Annotated in this window: 9 protein-coding genes; 4 read left to right on the top strand and 5 right to left on the bottom strand. The window is 38.4% G+C overall.

Annotation, left to right across the window (positions count from 1 at the left end):
• Positions 1-32: 32 nt before the first annotated feature.
• The 4 genes from ADIARSV_RS22810 to glgX are packed head-to-tail and all read right to left on the bottom strand — an operon-like array spanning position 33 to position 8,124.
• Complete coding sequence (locus ADIARSV_RS22810; RefSeq protein ID WP_083936541.1) at positions 33-245, bottom strand: 4-alpha-glucanotransferase; 213 nt, start codon at positions 243-245, stop codon at positions 33-35.
• Positions 235-4,125 (bottom strand): malto-oligosyltrehalose synthase, encoded by a 3,891-nt coding sequence (gene treY, locus ADIARSV_RS07740; RefSeq protein ID WP_083936540.1) that lies wholly within the window; start codon positions 4,123-4,125, stop codon positions 235-237. Before treY ends, ADIARSV_RS22810 begins: the two co-directional genes overlap by 11 nt.
• A gap of 27 nt (positions 4,126-4,152) precedes the next feature.
• On the bottom strand, positions 4,153-5,988 hold the full coding sequence (gene treZ / locus ADIARSV_RS07735; protein WP_200864730.1) for a malto-oligosyltrehalose trehalohydrolase: 1,836 nt from the start codon (positions 5,986-5,988) through the stop codon (positions 4,153-4,155).
• Positions 5,989-5,994: 6 nt separating this feature from the next.
• Positions 5,995-8,124: a glycogen debranching protein GlgX gene (glgX, locus tag ADIARSV_RS07730; RefSeq protein ID WP_016194894.1), complete on the bottom strand. Its 2,130-nt coding sequence runs from the start codon at positions 8,122-8,124 to the stop codon at positions 5,995-5,997.
• A gap of 158 nt (positions 8,125-8,282) precedes the next feature.
• Between glgX and ADIARSV_RS07725 the strand changes: the two genes are divergently transcribed.
• A complete protein-coding gene (locus tag ADIARSV_RS07725; protein ID WP_016194893.1) occupies positions 8,283-10,082 on the top strand; it encodes a hypothetical protein in 1,800 nt (599 codons plus the stop codon).
• On the opposite strand, the gene ADIARSV_RS22805 is transcribed toward ADIARSV_RS07725, so the two are convergent.
• Positions 10,083-10,217, bottom strand: coding sequence for a hypothetical protein (locus ADIARSV_RS22805; protein ID WP_016194892.1), 135 nt, complete (start codon positions 10,215-10,217; stop codon positions 10,083-10,085).
• Positions 10,218-11,213: 996 nt separating this feature from the next.
• Between ADIARSV_RS22805 and ADIARSV_RS07720 the strand changes: the two genes are divergently transcribed.
• Genes ADIARSV_RS07720 through ADIARSV_RS07710 form a run of 3 tightly spaced genes read left to right on the top strand, consistent with a single transcriptional unit; the run spans position 11,214 to position 16,783 of the window.
• Positions 11,214-14,483 (top strand): SusC/RagA family TonB-linked outer membrane protein, encoded by a 3,270-nt coding sequence (locus ADIARSV_RS07720; protein WP_016194891.1) that lies wholly within the window; start codon positions 11,214-11,216, stop codon positions 14,481-14,483.
• A 31-nt stretch (positions 14,484-14,514) separates the two neighbouring features.
• The gene (locus ADIARSV_RS07715; protein ID WP_016194890.1) at positions 14,515-16,122 is read left to right on the top strand and encodes a SusD/RagB family nutrient-binding outer membrane lipoprotein; all 1,608 of its coding nucleotides are present in this window, start codon (positions 14,515-14,517) and stop codon (positions 16,120-16,122) included.
• Between the two features lie 40 nt (positions 16,123-16,162).
• Positions 16,163-16,783 carry a hypothetical protein gene (locus tag ADIARSV_RS07710; protein ID WP_016194889.1) on the top strand — a complete coding sequence of 207 codons (621 nt, stop codon included), beginning with the start codon at positions 16,163-16,165 and terminating at the stop codon, positions 16,781-16,783.
• Positions 16,784-16,792 lie beyond the last annotated feature (9 nt).

Genomic DNA, 16,792 nt, shown 5'->3' with positions numbered 1-16,792 from the left:
AAGGGGCTAAAGGCCCCTTATTTTATAATCCATCAACCCCTTCCATAAGTTAAAACCCAATTCCTTAAAGTTTTTGCATGTTTTGCATTCAGCTGATCAGGCAGTAAACGCCATTCCCAGTTCTTTTCTATTGTTGCCGGACTATTCATTCGGGCATGCTCACCTAAACCAATAATATCCTGTACAGGCAGTATCACCGTTACTGCAACACTGGAGTACGCTAAGCGACTCAGTTCAGTGTGCACATTTTTTGCTGCCGATCTTTTTCCCTAAGTAGCTATTTAAATTTTGCTTGATAGTCTTATCGGCATTTTCCTTGTACCAGCCAACCATGGTATTGTTATCGTGTGTGCCGGTATATACAAAAAAGTTTTCTTCAAACAAGTGGGGGCTGTTAAGCGATTGAGGCATATCATCTCCAAAAGCAAATTGAAGCACTTTCATGCCGGGCAAATTAAACGCATCCCGAAGTTCGTAAACCGGTTGGTCAATGTCGCCCAGATCCTCTGCAATAAAAGGAACCTTGCCAAGTGTCTGTTCCACTGCATCGAAAAATGCACGACCTGGCCCTGGCTTCCACTGTCCGTTTCTAGCAGTAAGCTCTTGTGCTGGTACTTCCCAATAGGAAGAAAATGCTCTGAAATGATCAAAACGTATCAGGTCAAAAAGTTCGGTATTCTTTTTTATCCTGTTGATCCACCAGTCATAATTTAGCTTTTTTAATACATCCCATCGAAATACGGGCATACCCCACAGTTGCCCGTTGTTATTAAAGTAATCGGGAGGAACTCCTGCAACGCCTAATATTCGGCCTGATTCATCCAGACAAAATAGCTCAGGGTTCGCCCATACGTCTGCAGAGTCGTAACTCGTATAAAAAGGCATATCGCCAAACAGGCTAATTCCTAAACCATTGCAGTAACTTTTCAATGCGCTCCATTGTTTGTTAAAGATAAACTGGATCCATTTTATCTCTTCAATTTGCTCAATTTTAGAAAACCTAAAGGTTTCTATAGCTTTCGGGTCTCTAAGTTTAAAGGCATCAGACCATTCATACCAAGCTAACTGGCCAAATTCATCCTTAAGAGCCCTATATAACGCATAGTTATCAAGCCATGAGGCTTCCCTTTCACAAAATAACATGAAATCATCTGAGGGTAGATACTCGTCTTTGAACCTGCGATATGCTTTTTTGATTAATGCCGATTTTAATTCTTGCACAAACTTAAAGTCAATCCGATCCGTAGGGATCACGTATTGCTTCTTTAAATCTCTATCACGTAGGAATCCCTCTTTAAGCAAGTACTCCGGACTAATAAGCAATGGATTACCCGCCATGCTTGAACACGAACTATAAGGGGAATGCATACTGGCTTCTTCTGTAGGATTTAGAGGAAGAATCTGCCAATACTTTTGTTTAGCGGAAGCTAAAATATCAGCGAATTTATAAGCTTCAGGACCAAAATCGCCTATTCCAAAAAGGGAAGGCAATGAACTGATATGTAATAACACACCTGCTGATCGTTTATTCTCAGATGGCTTAAGCTTCAAAACAGCGAATGGAAACGAACTAAAGATGGATCCAATCAACAGTTCCTCTTCTGCTTTTCCTGTTGCATCATTAAAAATATTTGTCCATTCCGAAGGAACTGATGAAGGTAGCAACAGGCGGGTTTTATGCCAGTCAATTTCCAATGGTTCACAATCTTGTTCTTCACAAATCTCTGCAAGATGTAGAGGGACTACGGTAACTACCCAATTGTTATGGTGTTTCCGTGCAAATGCAAGAATGTTATCCTTATATCTTCCCTTTACTGTCAAAGGTAAATAATCTCCCTTTTCATATAGCTCCGGAGACTGCTGCCTTAAATCAAATAGTTGATGGGTCAACACCAATTTGATTTCTCCGGAGTAACGATTATTCCATAAATGCTCAAAAAGGTTTTCCTGATCAAGAATCTCTTCATCAAATAATTGTTCCTTTAAAATTTGTTCTCTTTGAAAATAATTAACAGGCCTTCGGTTATCGGGATCAACAAGACTCAAATCCCATAATTCACAACCCTGATAAACATCAGGTACACCCGGACAAGTGAACTTAAGTATAGTCTGAGCCAATGAATTTAGTATTCCAAAATCGGCTACTTTTGTACGTATTTTTTCAAAGCTTTCCCAAAATGGACCATCGCGTTGAAGTAATTTTAAAGCAAATGATTTCGTTGCTTCTTCATATTGCGCATTGGGCTCCGACCAGCTAGTCTGAACTTTTGCCTCCCTTAGCGCTTTAGTCAGGTATTCCTGAAGCCTTTCAGGAAAATTATCTTCATCTTGTCCCGGCATTGGGTAAGCGCCGATAATAGTCTGGTAGATCAGGTATTCGTCATTGGCATCGGGCCTTGTTAAAGTTTTCAATGGCTCATTTATTTTGATCCATTTATCTACCTTCTTAAACCAAAGTTCAGGAATATCGGTCAATACGTTTAAACGAGCTCTCACATCTTCCCCTCTTTTGGTGTCGTGTGTCGATGTTCCATTCATCGATAATGGTCCCGATTGTTGCCTCTCCTCCATTTTAGAGTGGAAATTCGCTACTGAAATTCCAAAGGAATCAGGCGAATCTCCTACTTCGTTATGACCAATAAAACGATTGTAGGTATACATCAACGTATCTTCCACTCCTTTAGCCATTATTGGCCCGCTGAACTGCATACAGCGTTGATAAAAATACAGTGCCTGTGCACTGCATTCCTCATCTTGTGTACCTGATTTCGGTAAAATAGTTTCTTCCAGTATATCGACAGCACTAGTTAAGTGGGGCTTTTTATCTCTAATCTTTTGGAAGATACTCTTAAGACTTTTCTTTTCGGCTTTCTTTAATGGTAGCGCATTTCCATAATAACGATAAACAGGTGTGTAAATAAGGAAATAAGCAATTGCCGTTTTAAAATCAATCTCTGGATATACCGCCCTTGGAGAGAGATTTGAACTGATAAAAAGCTGATATAGGTTTTCAAGCTCACCCGTCATATTTTGAAATAGAATGGCTGCTTTTTTTTCATGAATCTGATCTTCAATATCTTCTCCCAAAGGCACCAGGTCATTGTAGAAATTGGTAAAGCGCTTTTTACTCTTCTCCAGACTAAATACATTGTTTACGATTCCAAGAAAATCATATCCGGAGTTTCCTTGTATAGGCCAGGAGCTAGGTATCGATTCTCCTTCTTCCAATATCTTTTCTACAATGATATAAGGCTCAGGCCCTGCTAAAGTTCTTAACCGATTTAAGTACTCTTCCGGATTAAACAAACCATCGATATGATCTATTCGCAGTCCCTGAAACACCCGGTCATCCACTAGCTTCTTTAAATATTCATGATATACGTTAAATACGTTTTGATCCTGAATATTAATGCATATCAGTCCGTTAACCGTAAAAAAACGGCGAAAATTGATCCTGTTATCGGTCTCCTGCCAATGGCAAAGTTCATAAAACTGTTCATCTGCAATGTGTTCCAGCAGATCAGGACTTGCATTAATATGATCCAGACGGGAATGAATGGAATCATCTTCTTCAGGCGTAATATTGTCATCATTAAATATCAATGCATAAGATGCCGCGTTCACAGGATAGTATGCATCGAAATAGTTTAATACAAACTTTTCATCCCTGTAATCCAGCTTTAACTCCTGCTTTTCTATTGCCTTTTTTAGCGTACTTCCTAAAAAAGGTACCATCAGTTTCCCCTGAAAGAAATCACTACTGAATGCCGTATCAAAAAATTCAGCATATTCAGATTCTTTACCTTTTTCCAATACATCCATTAACCAGGGGTTCCGGTGGTCGAATGCCATGTGGTTGGGTACAATATCCTGAAGCCATTGGATCTTACTTTCCTCCAGCATAACATGAATGCTCCGCAAATCTTCTTCAGTTCCTATTTCAGGATTAATCCGACCGGGATTTAAACCGTCATATCCATGTGTACTGCCTGGTGTGGACTCGAATATAGGGGAGGCATAAATGGTACTGACTCCAAGTTTTTTAAGGTAAGGAATGATTTTTTTAAAATGCTTGAAGGTAAATTCTTTATGAAACTGAATTCGGTACGTGGAAATGGGATTCATGAAATGAGTTTTTGAAGAGTTCTAATCTTATTCTAAAATTAATAGCGACTGCCCTGGTAATACTACCATCGTTTGATCCGTATAGTTTTCGGCAATTTTTAAATGACCATTCCATTGGCTATCTCCGGAGAAAATTAAAATGTTCCAATTTTTATGAAGAAATGGTAATTGAATTTCTTGATTCGTAGAAGAGAAGTTCATCAGGCAAAGGACATGCCTTTCTTCCTGCCACCGGTGTACCAATAAGGTGTTGTTTTGTTCGTCAACCGTTACTTCAATCTGCTTCCTATTCAAGGAACTCAAAGCGGGATGATGCTTCCGCAGATGAATAAGCTTCTGATAGTATCTAAACATGTTTTGATGCAAAGGATCTTCCAGCAAGTTCCATTGCAATTTAGAGTTTTCAAATGTTTCCATGGACATTGGATCAGGAGCTTCACCCTGCAAATGAAAATCTGCGAACTCCTTTTTACGGCCTTTTCGCACTGCTTCAGCAAGCTGTGGATCGGTGTGACTCACAAAGTACTGGAAGGGGTTAGTTTCGCTCCATTCCTCTCCCATAAAGAGTAGGGGCAAGTATGGAGCAGTTAAAACAGCGCCTGCAAGTAATCTTTGCATTTCAGGGGTATGCAACTGACTGGTACGCTCTCCTAACATGCGGTTACCAGTTTGATCATGGTTTTGCGAAAACACCACAAATTGCTTTCCCTCGTTCTCCTCTGCTTTAACCCCAAAGTGTTTTTTACGGTGAGGCGAATACTGTCCATCATATACATAAGCATCGGTATATGATTTTGCGAGATCTGAAATGCCTTTAAAATCGGCAAAATAGCCTGTTGCTGGTTCTCCTGCTGTAATACGTAAAGCATGATGAAACTCATCAATCCATTGCGCATCCATTCCATACCCTTGTTTTGCTAATGGATCTATAAAGCGGGTGTCATTCAGGTCTACTTCAGCAATCAGAAAATGATTTCTTCCTGTTTCCTGGTTTAACTGATCAACAGCTATTTTAATTTCCCGTAAAATATGTACCGGACTAAAATCTTTTATAGCATGTACAGCATCCAGCCTAAGTGCATCAATATGGAAGTCTTTGAACCACATCAATGCATTTTGTTTAAAGTAGCTTCTTACCGCATCACAATAGGCATCATCAAAATTTAATGCTTCCCCCCATGGGGTATTGTATTTTGAGGTGAAATAATAGCCGAAGTCATTGAAATAGTTACCTTCGGGACCGATATGATTGTAAACCACATCAAGAATTACCGCAATTCCATTTTCATGACAGCGATCAACCAGATGCTGCAGCCCTAAAGCACCTCCATAAGAATGCTGAACGGCATAAGGGGCAACGCCATCATAACCCCAGTTGCGTTCGCCTGGAAACTGAGCTACCGGCATTATTTCTATTGCTGTGATGCCTAATTGTTTAAGATGCTCAAGTTTGTCTTCAATCGCTGCAAATGTACCTTCAGGTGTAAATGTTCCGGTATGCAGCTCATAAATAATATAGGATTCGAGAGCTGTATTTTGCCAGTTGGTATCCGTCCAGCTATAGTCATTCAGATTGAGAGCTTGTGATGATCCATGCACTCCTTCAGGTTGTGATAAAGAGGCCGGATCAGGCCGCTCGGTTTTCCTGTCTAAAATTAATTGATACAGGTCGCCCTCTTTAATCTGATTCGTTTGGATGGTCCAGTAACCATAAGCCGTTTCTGTAAGAGGTAAACGTAATTTTTTGTCAACCAGACTGATTTCTACAAAGGTTGCTTTAGGTGCCCACACTGAAAATTGGGCAAGCCCTTGTTCATCGAAATGAAGTCCGGGTCTCATTCGGTCGTTTGCGTCAAGCATCATCTGATTTTAAGGTTTAACCAATCTTAAAAGTACAATACTGCGACTTTCAACCAGTAAGGATTCGGAAGATTTAAAGCGATCACCTTCTGTTTCAAAGAAGTTTTCATGTGTATCCAACACTTTCGTCCACTCTTTACCATACTTTTCTTCTGGCAATACAAAGTTTAAAGGTTCATAATGCGCATTGAAAATGACATAGAAACTGTCATCTATTATTTTTTCACCTTTAGGTCCCACCGATCGTATTGCATTTCCGTTTAAAAATACGCCTAATGATTTTGCAAAGTCATGCCCCCAGTTTTCATCCGGCATTTCAATTCCTTTAGGAAGGAACCAGGCTATATCTTCAAGACCAATGCCTTTAAATGGAAGTCCTGTGAACCAGCGACGCCTACGAAAAACAGGGTGATTTTTTCTTAAATGAATTAACTTTTTAGTAAAATTCAGCAAACTCTGATCTGCCTGCGGCCAGTTTAACCAGGAAACTTCATTATCCTGACAATAAGCATTATTATTTCCGCCCTGCGTTCTGCTCATTTCGTCGCCCGCTACTAACATAGGAACACCTTGAGAAAGAAAAAGCGAAGTTAAAAGGTTTCTCTTCTGCCTTTCACGAAGCTCATTTATAAGTACATCATCTGTAGGACCCTCTACTCCACAGTTCCAGGAGCTATTGTTACTTTCTCCATCATTATTATCTTCTCCATTCGCCTCATTATGCTTTTCATTATAAGAAACCAGGTCGTTCAATGTAAAACCATCATGGGCAGTAATGAAATTAATACTAGCTGTAGGTCGGCGATAATCATCTTTGTATAAATCGGAACTTCCAGTAAAGCGCTCCGCAAATTCTGCCAGCATACTTTCCGCACCACGCCAATAGTCACGCAGGCAGTCTCTGTATTTCCCATTCCACTCCCCCCAACCGGCAGGAAATTTTCCTACTTGATATCCACCTTCTCCAATGTCCCAGGGCTCGGCAATTAACTTTACCTGCGAGATAAGCGGGTCCTGATGGATAATGTCAAAGAATGAACCTAAACGATCTACATCATGAAGTTCACGGGCTAATGTCGACGCCAGGTCAAAACGGAACCCATCTATATGCATTTCAGTAATCCAGTAACGAAGACTATCCATCATCAACCGGAGGACTACAGGGAGCCGGGCATTCAAAGTGTTACCTGTTCCTGTATAATCTTTATAATACCGTGCATCATCCTCCATAAGGCGATAATAGGATGCATTGTCAATTCCTTTAAATGATAAGGTTGGGCCCAGTTGATTTCCCTCTGCGGTATGATTGTACACCACATCGAGTATAACCTCTATGCCTGCTTTGTGAAATTCCTTAACCATTTGTTTAAATTCAGTGACCTGTTCGCCAAGTACCCCACTGCCCGAATAGCGTACATCGGGTGCAAAGAAGCCGATCGAATTATAGCCCCAATAATTGTATAATCCCTTATCAGCTAAATAAGCGTCACTTACAAAATGATGTACAGGCATTAGTTCAATGGCGGTAATGCCTAAGTCAATCAGATATTTAATGGTTACCGGATGCCCTAATGCGGCATAGGTTCCACGGATATTTTCAGGAATGTCCGGATGAAGTTTGGTAAAACCCTTTACATGCGTCTCATAAATAATGGACTTATGGTAAGGGATGTTGGGTGCCTTATCATCCTCCCAATTGAAGTGCGGGTCAATAACTACTGATTTAGGAATATAAGCGGCACTGTCTTCTGAGCTGAAACTTAAATCGGCGTCCGGGTGTCCCATTTCATAACCAAACAAAGAGTTATGCCATTGGATTGTACCTGCAATTGCTTTGGCGTAAGGATCAATGAGCAATTTGTTAGGATTAAAGCGATGTCCGTTCTGTGGGTCGTAAGGACCATAAACCCGATAGCCGTATAATTGGCCTGGTTTCAGATCGGGAATGTAGACATGCCATACATGATGGGAACGCTCTTTAAGTCTGATTTTTATGTCCTCGGCAAGGTCGTCTGTCGAATTAAATAAGCACAGATCGACTCCTTCTGCATTTTCTGCATGTAGTGCAAAATTAATTCCATTTCCATCCCATGTTGCACCAAGAGGGAAAGGTGATCCAGGATATACAGTCGTATTCATTGCTTTTTAAGCTTAAAAAATATAAAATGTTTGCAAAAAAAAGTATTAAATGACCAATAATCGTTCAGGTATAATCAAGATTATGGCTTTATGTGACCTAAGTCATGTTTTAATAAATGAAATATCTTGTCTTTTGTAAAACATTTTATACCAAATTGATGAGTCATACATTTCATATACCTGTATTGGGGCTGGGGTTTACAGTAGATACACCATTAAAAGTAGGACGTTACGGGATTTCATCTGTGATTTCCATCGTTGACGATATGTTGATAGAACGAATGAGAAAGTTCTATGCTAAGAAACATGAGGAAGAGTACGTTGCTATTGATATAAAAGATGAAGATCATAGAGCAAAACGTATTTGTGATTATTTAAACATGGTTAACCGCAAGCTTAACGAACAGTTTGAACAATTGAAATCACAATTGTTTACTGCTGAGTCTGATCTTACACGTTATTTCCAACTGTTACCTGAAACTTCATTCCTTAAAATAAAATACAATCAAATGCTTGTAGAAGCAGATCAGGTTGAAAAGGACCGTATCGGTGCTGCATTACGCCAGGAAATGAATAAGGGAGCTATTGATGTAAACATCATGGCTAAAATTGATAAAACTAATTTTAGAGCAAACGGCGAAAATACAGGGGAAGATAATTCTGACGCTCTTGCTGGTTTAAGAGGCTTTGCAATGAGTGATCTTGATTCATCAATCGTACTGTCGGCGGGAATGAATCCTCGTTTGTATGGCTATTTGGAGAGTTTTCCAGACTTTTTCCCAGATCAGACTGAAAAGCTTAAAAAGAAAGTGATCTTAAAAGTGAGTGATTTTCGTTCAGCTTTCATACAAGCTAAATTCCTTGCCAAAAAAGGAATTTGGGTATCTGAATTCAGAGTAGAATCAGGACTTAATTGCGGAGGTCATGCTTTTGCTACCGAAGGGTATTTAATTGGCCCTATTCTGGAAGAATTTAAAACTAAGCGTCAGGATATGATAGTCGATATTTTTGCTATCTATCAGAATGCTTTACTTACAAAAGGAATTACCATCAGTAATCCACCTGCAATGCGGATCACTGTACAAGGTGGAATCGGTACTGTTGAAGAAAATAATTTTATATTAGATTATTACCAGGTAGATGGCACAGGATGGGGAAGTCCATTTCTATTAGTAGCTGAAGCCACTAATGTTGATGCTGAAACGCTTGAAAATTTAACAAAATCTACTGCGGCAGATTTTTATATCAGTGGGTCATCTCCATTAGGAGTTCCTTTCAATAACTATCGTTTGAGTAGTGCTGAAAAACAACGGGTTGCCCGAATTGAAAAAGGTCGTCCGGGAAGTCCTTGTAAAAAGAAATACCTGGTATCGAATACCGAATTTACTGCGCTACCTATATGTCTTGCTTCAAGGGAATATCAAAATCTAAAGCTAAAGCAATTGGATACGCTTGGTCTTGCACCTGATGATTATCAGACGCAGTATACAAAGATCACTGAAAAGTTATGTTTATGCGAGGGTCTTTCTGCTGCAACTTATATCAAAGACGGAATTCTTAATCCGAAAGAAGAGCCAGCAGTTGCAATATGTCCTGGTCCAAACCTAGCTTATTTCTCCAGAGCGTTTTCTTTGGATGAAATGGTTAAACACATCTATGGTAAAATAAATTTGCTACAAGGTGTAACCCGGTCATCTTTCTTTGTAAATGAGCTTAATTTATATGTTGATTATCTTAAGAATGACATATCCAATCATCTAAAAACATTAGATGCTAAAAAGATCAAACAACTAGAGAAATTTAAAGAGCAATTGTTGATTGGTATCGAATATTATAAAAAACTAGCAGGAAGTATTACCAACCAGACTGAACAATATTTGAATAAATTTATACAAGAACTTCAGGAGATCGAAGTTCAATTGAAAATGATAGCCATACAGGAATATAGCGAAGTTTAATTAAATAGCGGTGATTACTGAAATGACTAAAACCAGGGTTGCCAGAAAGATGTAAATGATCAGATCAGATCTTCTTTTTTCTGCGTCGCTCAGCTTAGTTTTGTAAGAATTTTCATTAAATGATTTAGCTATCATGGCTTAAATTTTATCTACTTATTAGTAGGCAAAATTTAAGCCATGATAGCTTTTTTTATGCATTTATTGTTGCATTTGAGGAGTTTAGCTTAAGATGAAATAATATTATTTTCAGGGGGTTATAGACATGAATATTAAATAGGACGGTTTAATATTCATGTTTAGGAAATAAAGGACATCTGTATAAAAAAGCCGGATTTTTATCCATTCTGAAATAACTTGGGAATGGTAAATTAAACAGTATAATAAGGCTATGATGATTATACTTAAAAGGGATATAATTCTGACCTCATTCTGAGCTGGCTCGCATTGCGAGCGAACAAGGTGCGGACAAGGTGCGGAGGAGGTGCGCGGAATGTGCGCTTTAATTATGATGGAGATATAAGCCAAAAAAGAACAATAACCGTATCACATTGTCGGATATAGTAGTTAGTTCAAGAATATAGGTAGTGCTTATCTGAATTACCTCAAATTTACGTATTGTCTTTTCTTAAATATTTTTTAAGCTTTTTTGATTGTTAAATCGTTATCTATTAGCTTAAAGGGTAAATGTGCATACGAAATTCATCAAATCTTTATTAAAAAAGGATTATTAGTTAATTTTTTATAAACTAATCATTAGTTGAAGTGATAATAATGTCAATTTCTGTATGATAACGGAAATATATGTAGTATATATATGGTTAATTATATAAATAGTATTAATAGATTATAAATTATATCAAAAACTTGCATAAAAATTCAAATACCTTCAATAAAACAGTATTTATTATGATTTATTACAATAAATTTCTATGTTTACTTGAAATAAACAAAATTTTTATGTCACATCTACCCTTTTTAATTGTAAATGGCACGCAAAAGACCGAAATGCGTGTAAAAACGAGTTGTTTCTTGAAATATTTATTCAAAATATATCAAGAATGATAAATGTAACAATAGGTTAATCGATTCACTCCCTTTAATTTTCATTATTAATCATGAATTAGCACGCATATGAAAAAATTTTTATCTGCATTTATTATTCTTTTTGTTCTTTTCAGTAAGGCACAAGCGCAAGAGCGATCAATTTCAGGAACAGTAACGGCACTCTCAGATGCTACAGGATTGCCTGGCGTTAGTATAAAAATCAAAGGCACCACTAAAGGTACAAGTACTGATTTAAATGGTAAATACCAGATATTAGTAAGTGGGCCATCGCAAGTATTGGTGTTTACCTATATCGGATTTAATCCAATTGAGGTTGCTGTATTAGCTAGCAATATTTTGAACGTTAAATTAGAAGAATCCTCTGCTGCACTAAATGAAGTAGTGGTAACAGCAGCAGGTATTAAAAGGGATAAGAGTACATTGGGTTATTCTGTAACTACAGTAAACTCTGAGAGTCTCACTCAAAAATCGGAGCCTGATCCACTAAGAGCATTAACAGGTAAAGTGGCCGGGGTTAATATACAAAGCTCCGGAGGTGTTGCAGGTGGTGGTACTAATATCACCATCCGCGGAAACTCTTCTCTGGGAAATAACAATCAGCCTTTGTTTGTTGTAGATGGAATCCCGTTTGATAATTCAAGTTTTGCCAACGTAGGGTCTACAGTTGGGGGAGCGGGAACAACTAACAGGGCGTTTGACCTTGACCCGAATAATATTCAGAGCATGACAGTGTTAAAGGGTGCAGCAGCTGCCGCCCTATATGGTTCCAGAGCAGCAAACGGTGCGGTTATCGTTACAACCAAATCGGGGAAGAAACAAAGCAAAAAGGGTACAGAAATAACATACAATACTTCTTATGCTGTTGAAAATGTATCAGGTCTCCCAGACTATCAAACGAAATATGGACAAGGGACTAATAATGACTATCGTCAGGGTGTATATGGATCATGGGGACAACCTTTTGCTGGTGTAAATAGTATCTTGCCAACACGTACTACAATACCTCATCAATTAACCCGACAATTTAGTTCTGCTGTATTTCCCGAAATATATCAGGCAGATGGAATAACGCCTATTCAAGTGCCTTATCAGTCATATGCGAAGGAAAATGCAAAGAACTTCTTCCAAACAGGAAGTGTATTTGAAAATGCCCTTTCTATCTCGTCAGGGAGTGAAAAAGGTAATTTCACTGCAGGTGTATCCCGGACTGATAATACAGGGGTGGTTCCTGAAAATACTATAAACCGGACATCAATAAATGTTGGAGGAAATGTAAAACTGGATAATAAGTTTTATGCAAGTGGTAGTATCAATTATGTCATTACCAGTCAAAAGACTCCTCCGATAGGTGGAGCAACAGGGTCTATCATGTCGGCGCTGATGTATACCCCTACCAGTTATGATCTGACAAACTATCCGTATGAAAATCCTGTTGATGGGAGTAATGTATACGATTATACAGGAGTAGATAATCCATATTGGTCTGTCAAACACAGTCCCACAACCAGTGATGTAGATCGTTATTACGGAAACCTGATCATAGGTGTTGATCCTTATTCCTGGTTAAATCTTCAGAATTCTGCTGGTTTCAATGCTTACACGGATCGCCGGTTAAGTGTTCGTGGAAAAGGCAGTTCTTCTTATGCCAACGGAAGTATCACAAGTGATAATATTTATCGTCAGGAGTTAGATAATACATTTCTTGCGACAGTTACTAAAGCAATTAATAGTGATATTTCTTTACGGTGGATTCTTGGAAATAATATAAATCAGCGTCTTACAAAGAGGGATGCATTTTATGGAGACGGAATTATTGTTCCTGATCTAAATACAATGACTAATACCTCGACTATTGTTCCGGTAAAATTATCAAATAATCGGAATGAAATTCAGCAACGTTTTTATGCTTTCTTCACAGATATTACCTTAGATTACAAAACATTTGCTTCTTTAAACTTAGTAGGAAGGAACGATGTATCCTCCACTTTGCCATCAGATAACAGTAGTTATTTTTATGGGGGTGTAAATGGATCATTAATATTTTCGGAGGCATTAAAAATCCCTAAGAAAATTCTTTCTTTTGGTAAGATCAGAGCGGGTTATACACGTGTTGGTAATGAAGCATCTCCTTACCAGGTGAACACTGTATATTTAAGTAATACGGCTCTGGGTACTAATACAGGTGTAGGGGCCTTAGGAAATCCTTTCTCTTATACACCAATTGGGAGTACAAATTCAGTAACAACGAATGTTTTAACACAAATAGATCTTTTATCGAATGCAGGTTTAAAACCTGAGTTTATAACAGAACTTGAATTGGGTACAGAGCTTCGATTCTTAAACGGTAGAATTGGATTGGATTTTACTTATTACAATAAAAAGAGTACTTCGCAAATTTTTACTGTAACCGCTGCACCTTCATCGGGTTATACTCAAAAGATTCTTAATCTCGGGAAAGCAACCAATCAAGGTATCGAAGTAGGACTTACTTTATCTCCTATTCAATCTTCACAACAAGGCTTTAACTGGGATATTTCTTCAAACTTTACACGAAACAGAAATATAATAAATGATCTGGGAGGATATTCCCGGTTTAGTTATGGAGGAACTGATGGTACGAGTAGTGTGCATATGGTGGGTCAGCCTTTTGGCCTCATACAAGGAACCGCTTATGCCAGAGATGATGAAGGAAATGTGTTGATTGACCCTAACACAGGTAAACCGTTAGTATCTGGAAGTTTAATGCCTATAGGAGATCCTAATCCTGATTTCATTTTGGCGATTAACAATTCATTTACTTATAAAAGCTTCAGTCTAAGTGTTCTTTTTGACTGGAAACAAGGTGGCGATCTTTATTCCAGCACCGTAGGTAATATGTTTTCACGTGGTGTTACCCGCGATACTGAAAACAGAGAATTTACGATCGTATCGCCTGGTGTATATGGCGACATCAATACACTGCTTCCATTGTTAGATGCAAACGGCAACAAAATTCCAAATAGTACGGCCATTTCATATGAAGATCATTTCTTTAGTAATGGTATGGGACCTGGAGGAGTAAATGAAGGATCTGTTCTGGATGCAACGGTGTTCCGCTTAAGGGAAATATCTTTTGGATATCAAATACCTAAATCTTTTCTGAAAAAGACACCTTTTGGCTCGGCATTTATATCTCTAAGCGGACGAAACTTATGGTATAAGGCACCAAACTTCCCTAAGTATATGAATTTTGACCCTGAAGTAAGTTCATTAGGTGTTGGTAACTCGCAAGGGTATGATAACCTTGCCGTACCGACGACCAAAAGATTTGGAGTTAACTTAAGATTCAGCTTCTAAGATTCGAACTAATTAATTTAAAGGTATAATTATGAAATTCAGATATAAAAAATATACATTTCTGGTAGCTGGTATTTTACTCCTAAACAGCTCTTGTAAAAAGTTTGTGGATATTAATGATGATCCCAATAATCCAACTGTTGCTCAATTAAGCTTGTTGCTTCCTTCTTCTGAAATATCAATGGCAAGTAATATGTATCTGGTTAACAGTGGGGCTTCAACTTTCATCCAACATGCCATATTTTCATCTAACTTAGGCCGTTTTCAACAATCCGGGACTAGTTTTAATGATTCCTGGAATGGGTTTTATAGTCAATCACTAAATGATATTGAAACAATTATTAGTACAGGAACTCAACAAGAGCAATGGGGTTATGTAGCGATTGCAAAATTAGAAAAGGCCTATTTGTATAGTATAATGGTAGATATGTGGGGAAAGATTCCTTTTTCAGAGTCTAATCAGGGTCAGGTGTATGATAGTCCTGCATTTGAAGAAGGCGCTGAAATCTATGAGAAAGTTTTTGTACTTATTGATGAGGCTATTGCAGATGCAAATAAAGTTTCTGGTACAACTTTACTAACATCAGGAGGAGTAGATGTTTTTTACGGAGGCACAAAAACTTCATGGATCAGCATGGCTAATTCGCTTAAGTTGAAGTTATATAATCAGATCAGATTGGTAGATCCTGCAAGGTCAGCTGCTGCAATTACTGCATTAGTAAGTACGCCTGCGACTTTAATAGGTGGTACAACAAATGCGAATACAACTGATTTTATATTTAAATTCGGATCATCAATAAGTCCGAATAACCGACACCCTTGGCACCGCATTGAATACCAGGCGAGCAAAACGTTCTATATGAGCCAGTCGCTGATCAGTACCTTATTCAGTAATGATGACCCAAGGCTCCGTTATTATATTTTCAGACAGAATGCAACTGCTGGCTTAAACAACTCAACGAATAGTAATGGTTATTACGGACGAGAACCTGGTGATCCTACAGCAGTACCAGCAGATTTATCAAGAAGAGCAACATTTGGTATTTATCCGGCCGGGGGTCTTTACGATAATGCCACTATCAATAACTTACCTGCTACAAATGTGTTTTTAACTAATCCGGCAAGTCCTGGTGCTGTGAAAGTAGTTGGTGTAAATGATGGATCAGGTGCTGGTGTGTTGCCATTGATCACTAATTTCATGGTTAAGTTTATTCGTGCGGAAGCGGCGTTGACGCTCAATACGGAAAGTCCTGCAGCAGCCAGACAACATTTTATTGATGGAGTTACCGCAAGTTTAAACAGCATCGGAACGATAAGTGGGATAGCGATGCCTGCCACAACAATTTCAGGATTTACGGCTAAGCTTGCTGCACAATATGATGCTGCAAATGCTGCCGAAAAGCTTAATCTGGTTATGACTCAAAAGTACATTGCCTCTTATGGTAATGGAATGGAATCGTATACTGACTATAGAAGAACTGCGCTTCCGGTATTAAGAGGTCTGGCATCTCCTTTAAATGTATTTCCATTAAGAATGTATTATTCTGACACCGAATTAACGACGAATAGTACAATAATGGATAATGCGAGTGCGATACAAACTGCACAGCAGATCACACCGGTATTTTGGGATAAATAAAGCAAAAGGATAATCACAATAATCATTTAAAAAACATCTGATGAAAAGAATCATATTTGCCATGCTAATCGGTTTAATAGGAATTAGCGCTTGTAAGACAGTGGATTACGATTGGGAGAATTATAAATATACGGCAGTTCCCATAGTGACTTTAGATACCGCAAAATCTGCATTAGCTACCAGGCAGGCTGCGAAGGTTTCATTCTTTAATTTAAAAAGTGCAGATGTTGGTAGTCAGCAATTTGGCTTCAGCCTCAATTGGGAAGGATTTGGACTGGTTACCGTTTCGTCTATTGAAGTGTATGCAAGCTATAATAAAGCAGAAGCGAGTGTACCGGGGTATCCTATTGTGATTAACTATCCGGGAAATCAATATCCGAATATTTATCAGTTTCCTATTCCGAGTGTTGTTAAATCTACAGAGAAATTATACGATACAGCAACTACTTTTCCCAAAACATATTCTTTCACGGCAAATGAACTGGCCACATTAACAGGCGCAAATTTGAGTACTGTGGAGGTGAATGACTATTTTCTCTTTAAGTTCATTTTGAACCTTTCGGATGGAAGAAGGATCATTACATTCTTTAATAATGTGTGTGATGAATCGCGTGGAGAACCAGGAGATTGCAGAGTTGGAGTACGGTTTAAGAATCAATAAGTAGAGTTG

It is taken from the genome of Arcticibacter svalbardensis MN12-7 (assembly GCF_000403135.1).
GTDB lineage: Bacteria > Bacteroidota > Bacteroidia > Sphingobacteriales > Sphingobacteriaceae > Arcticibacter > Arcticibacter svalbardensis.
This window is presented reverse-complemented; position numbering and strand designations above follow the sequence as displayed.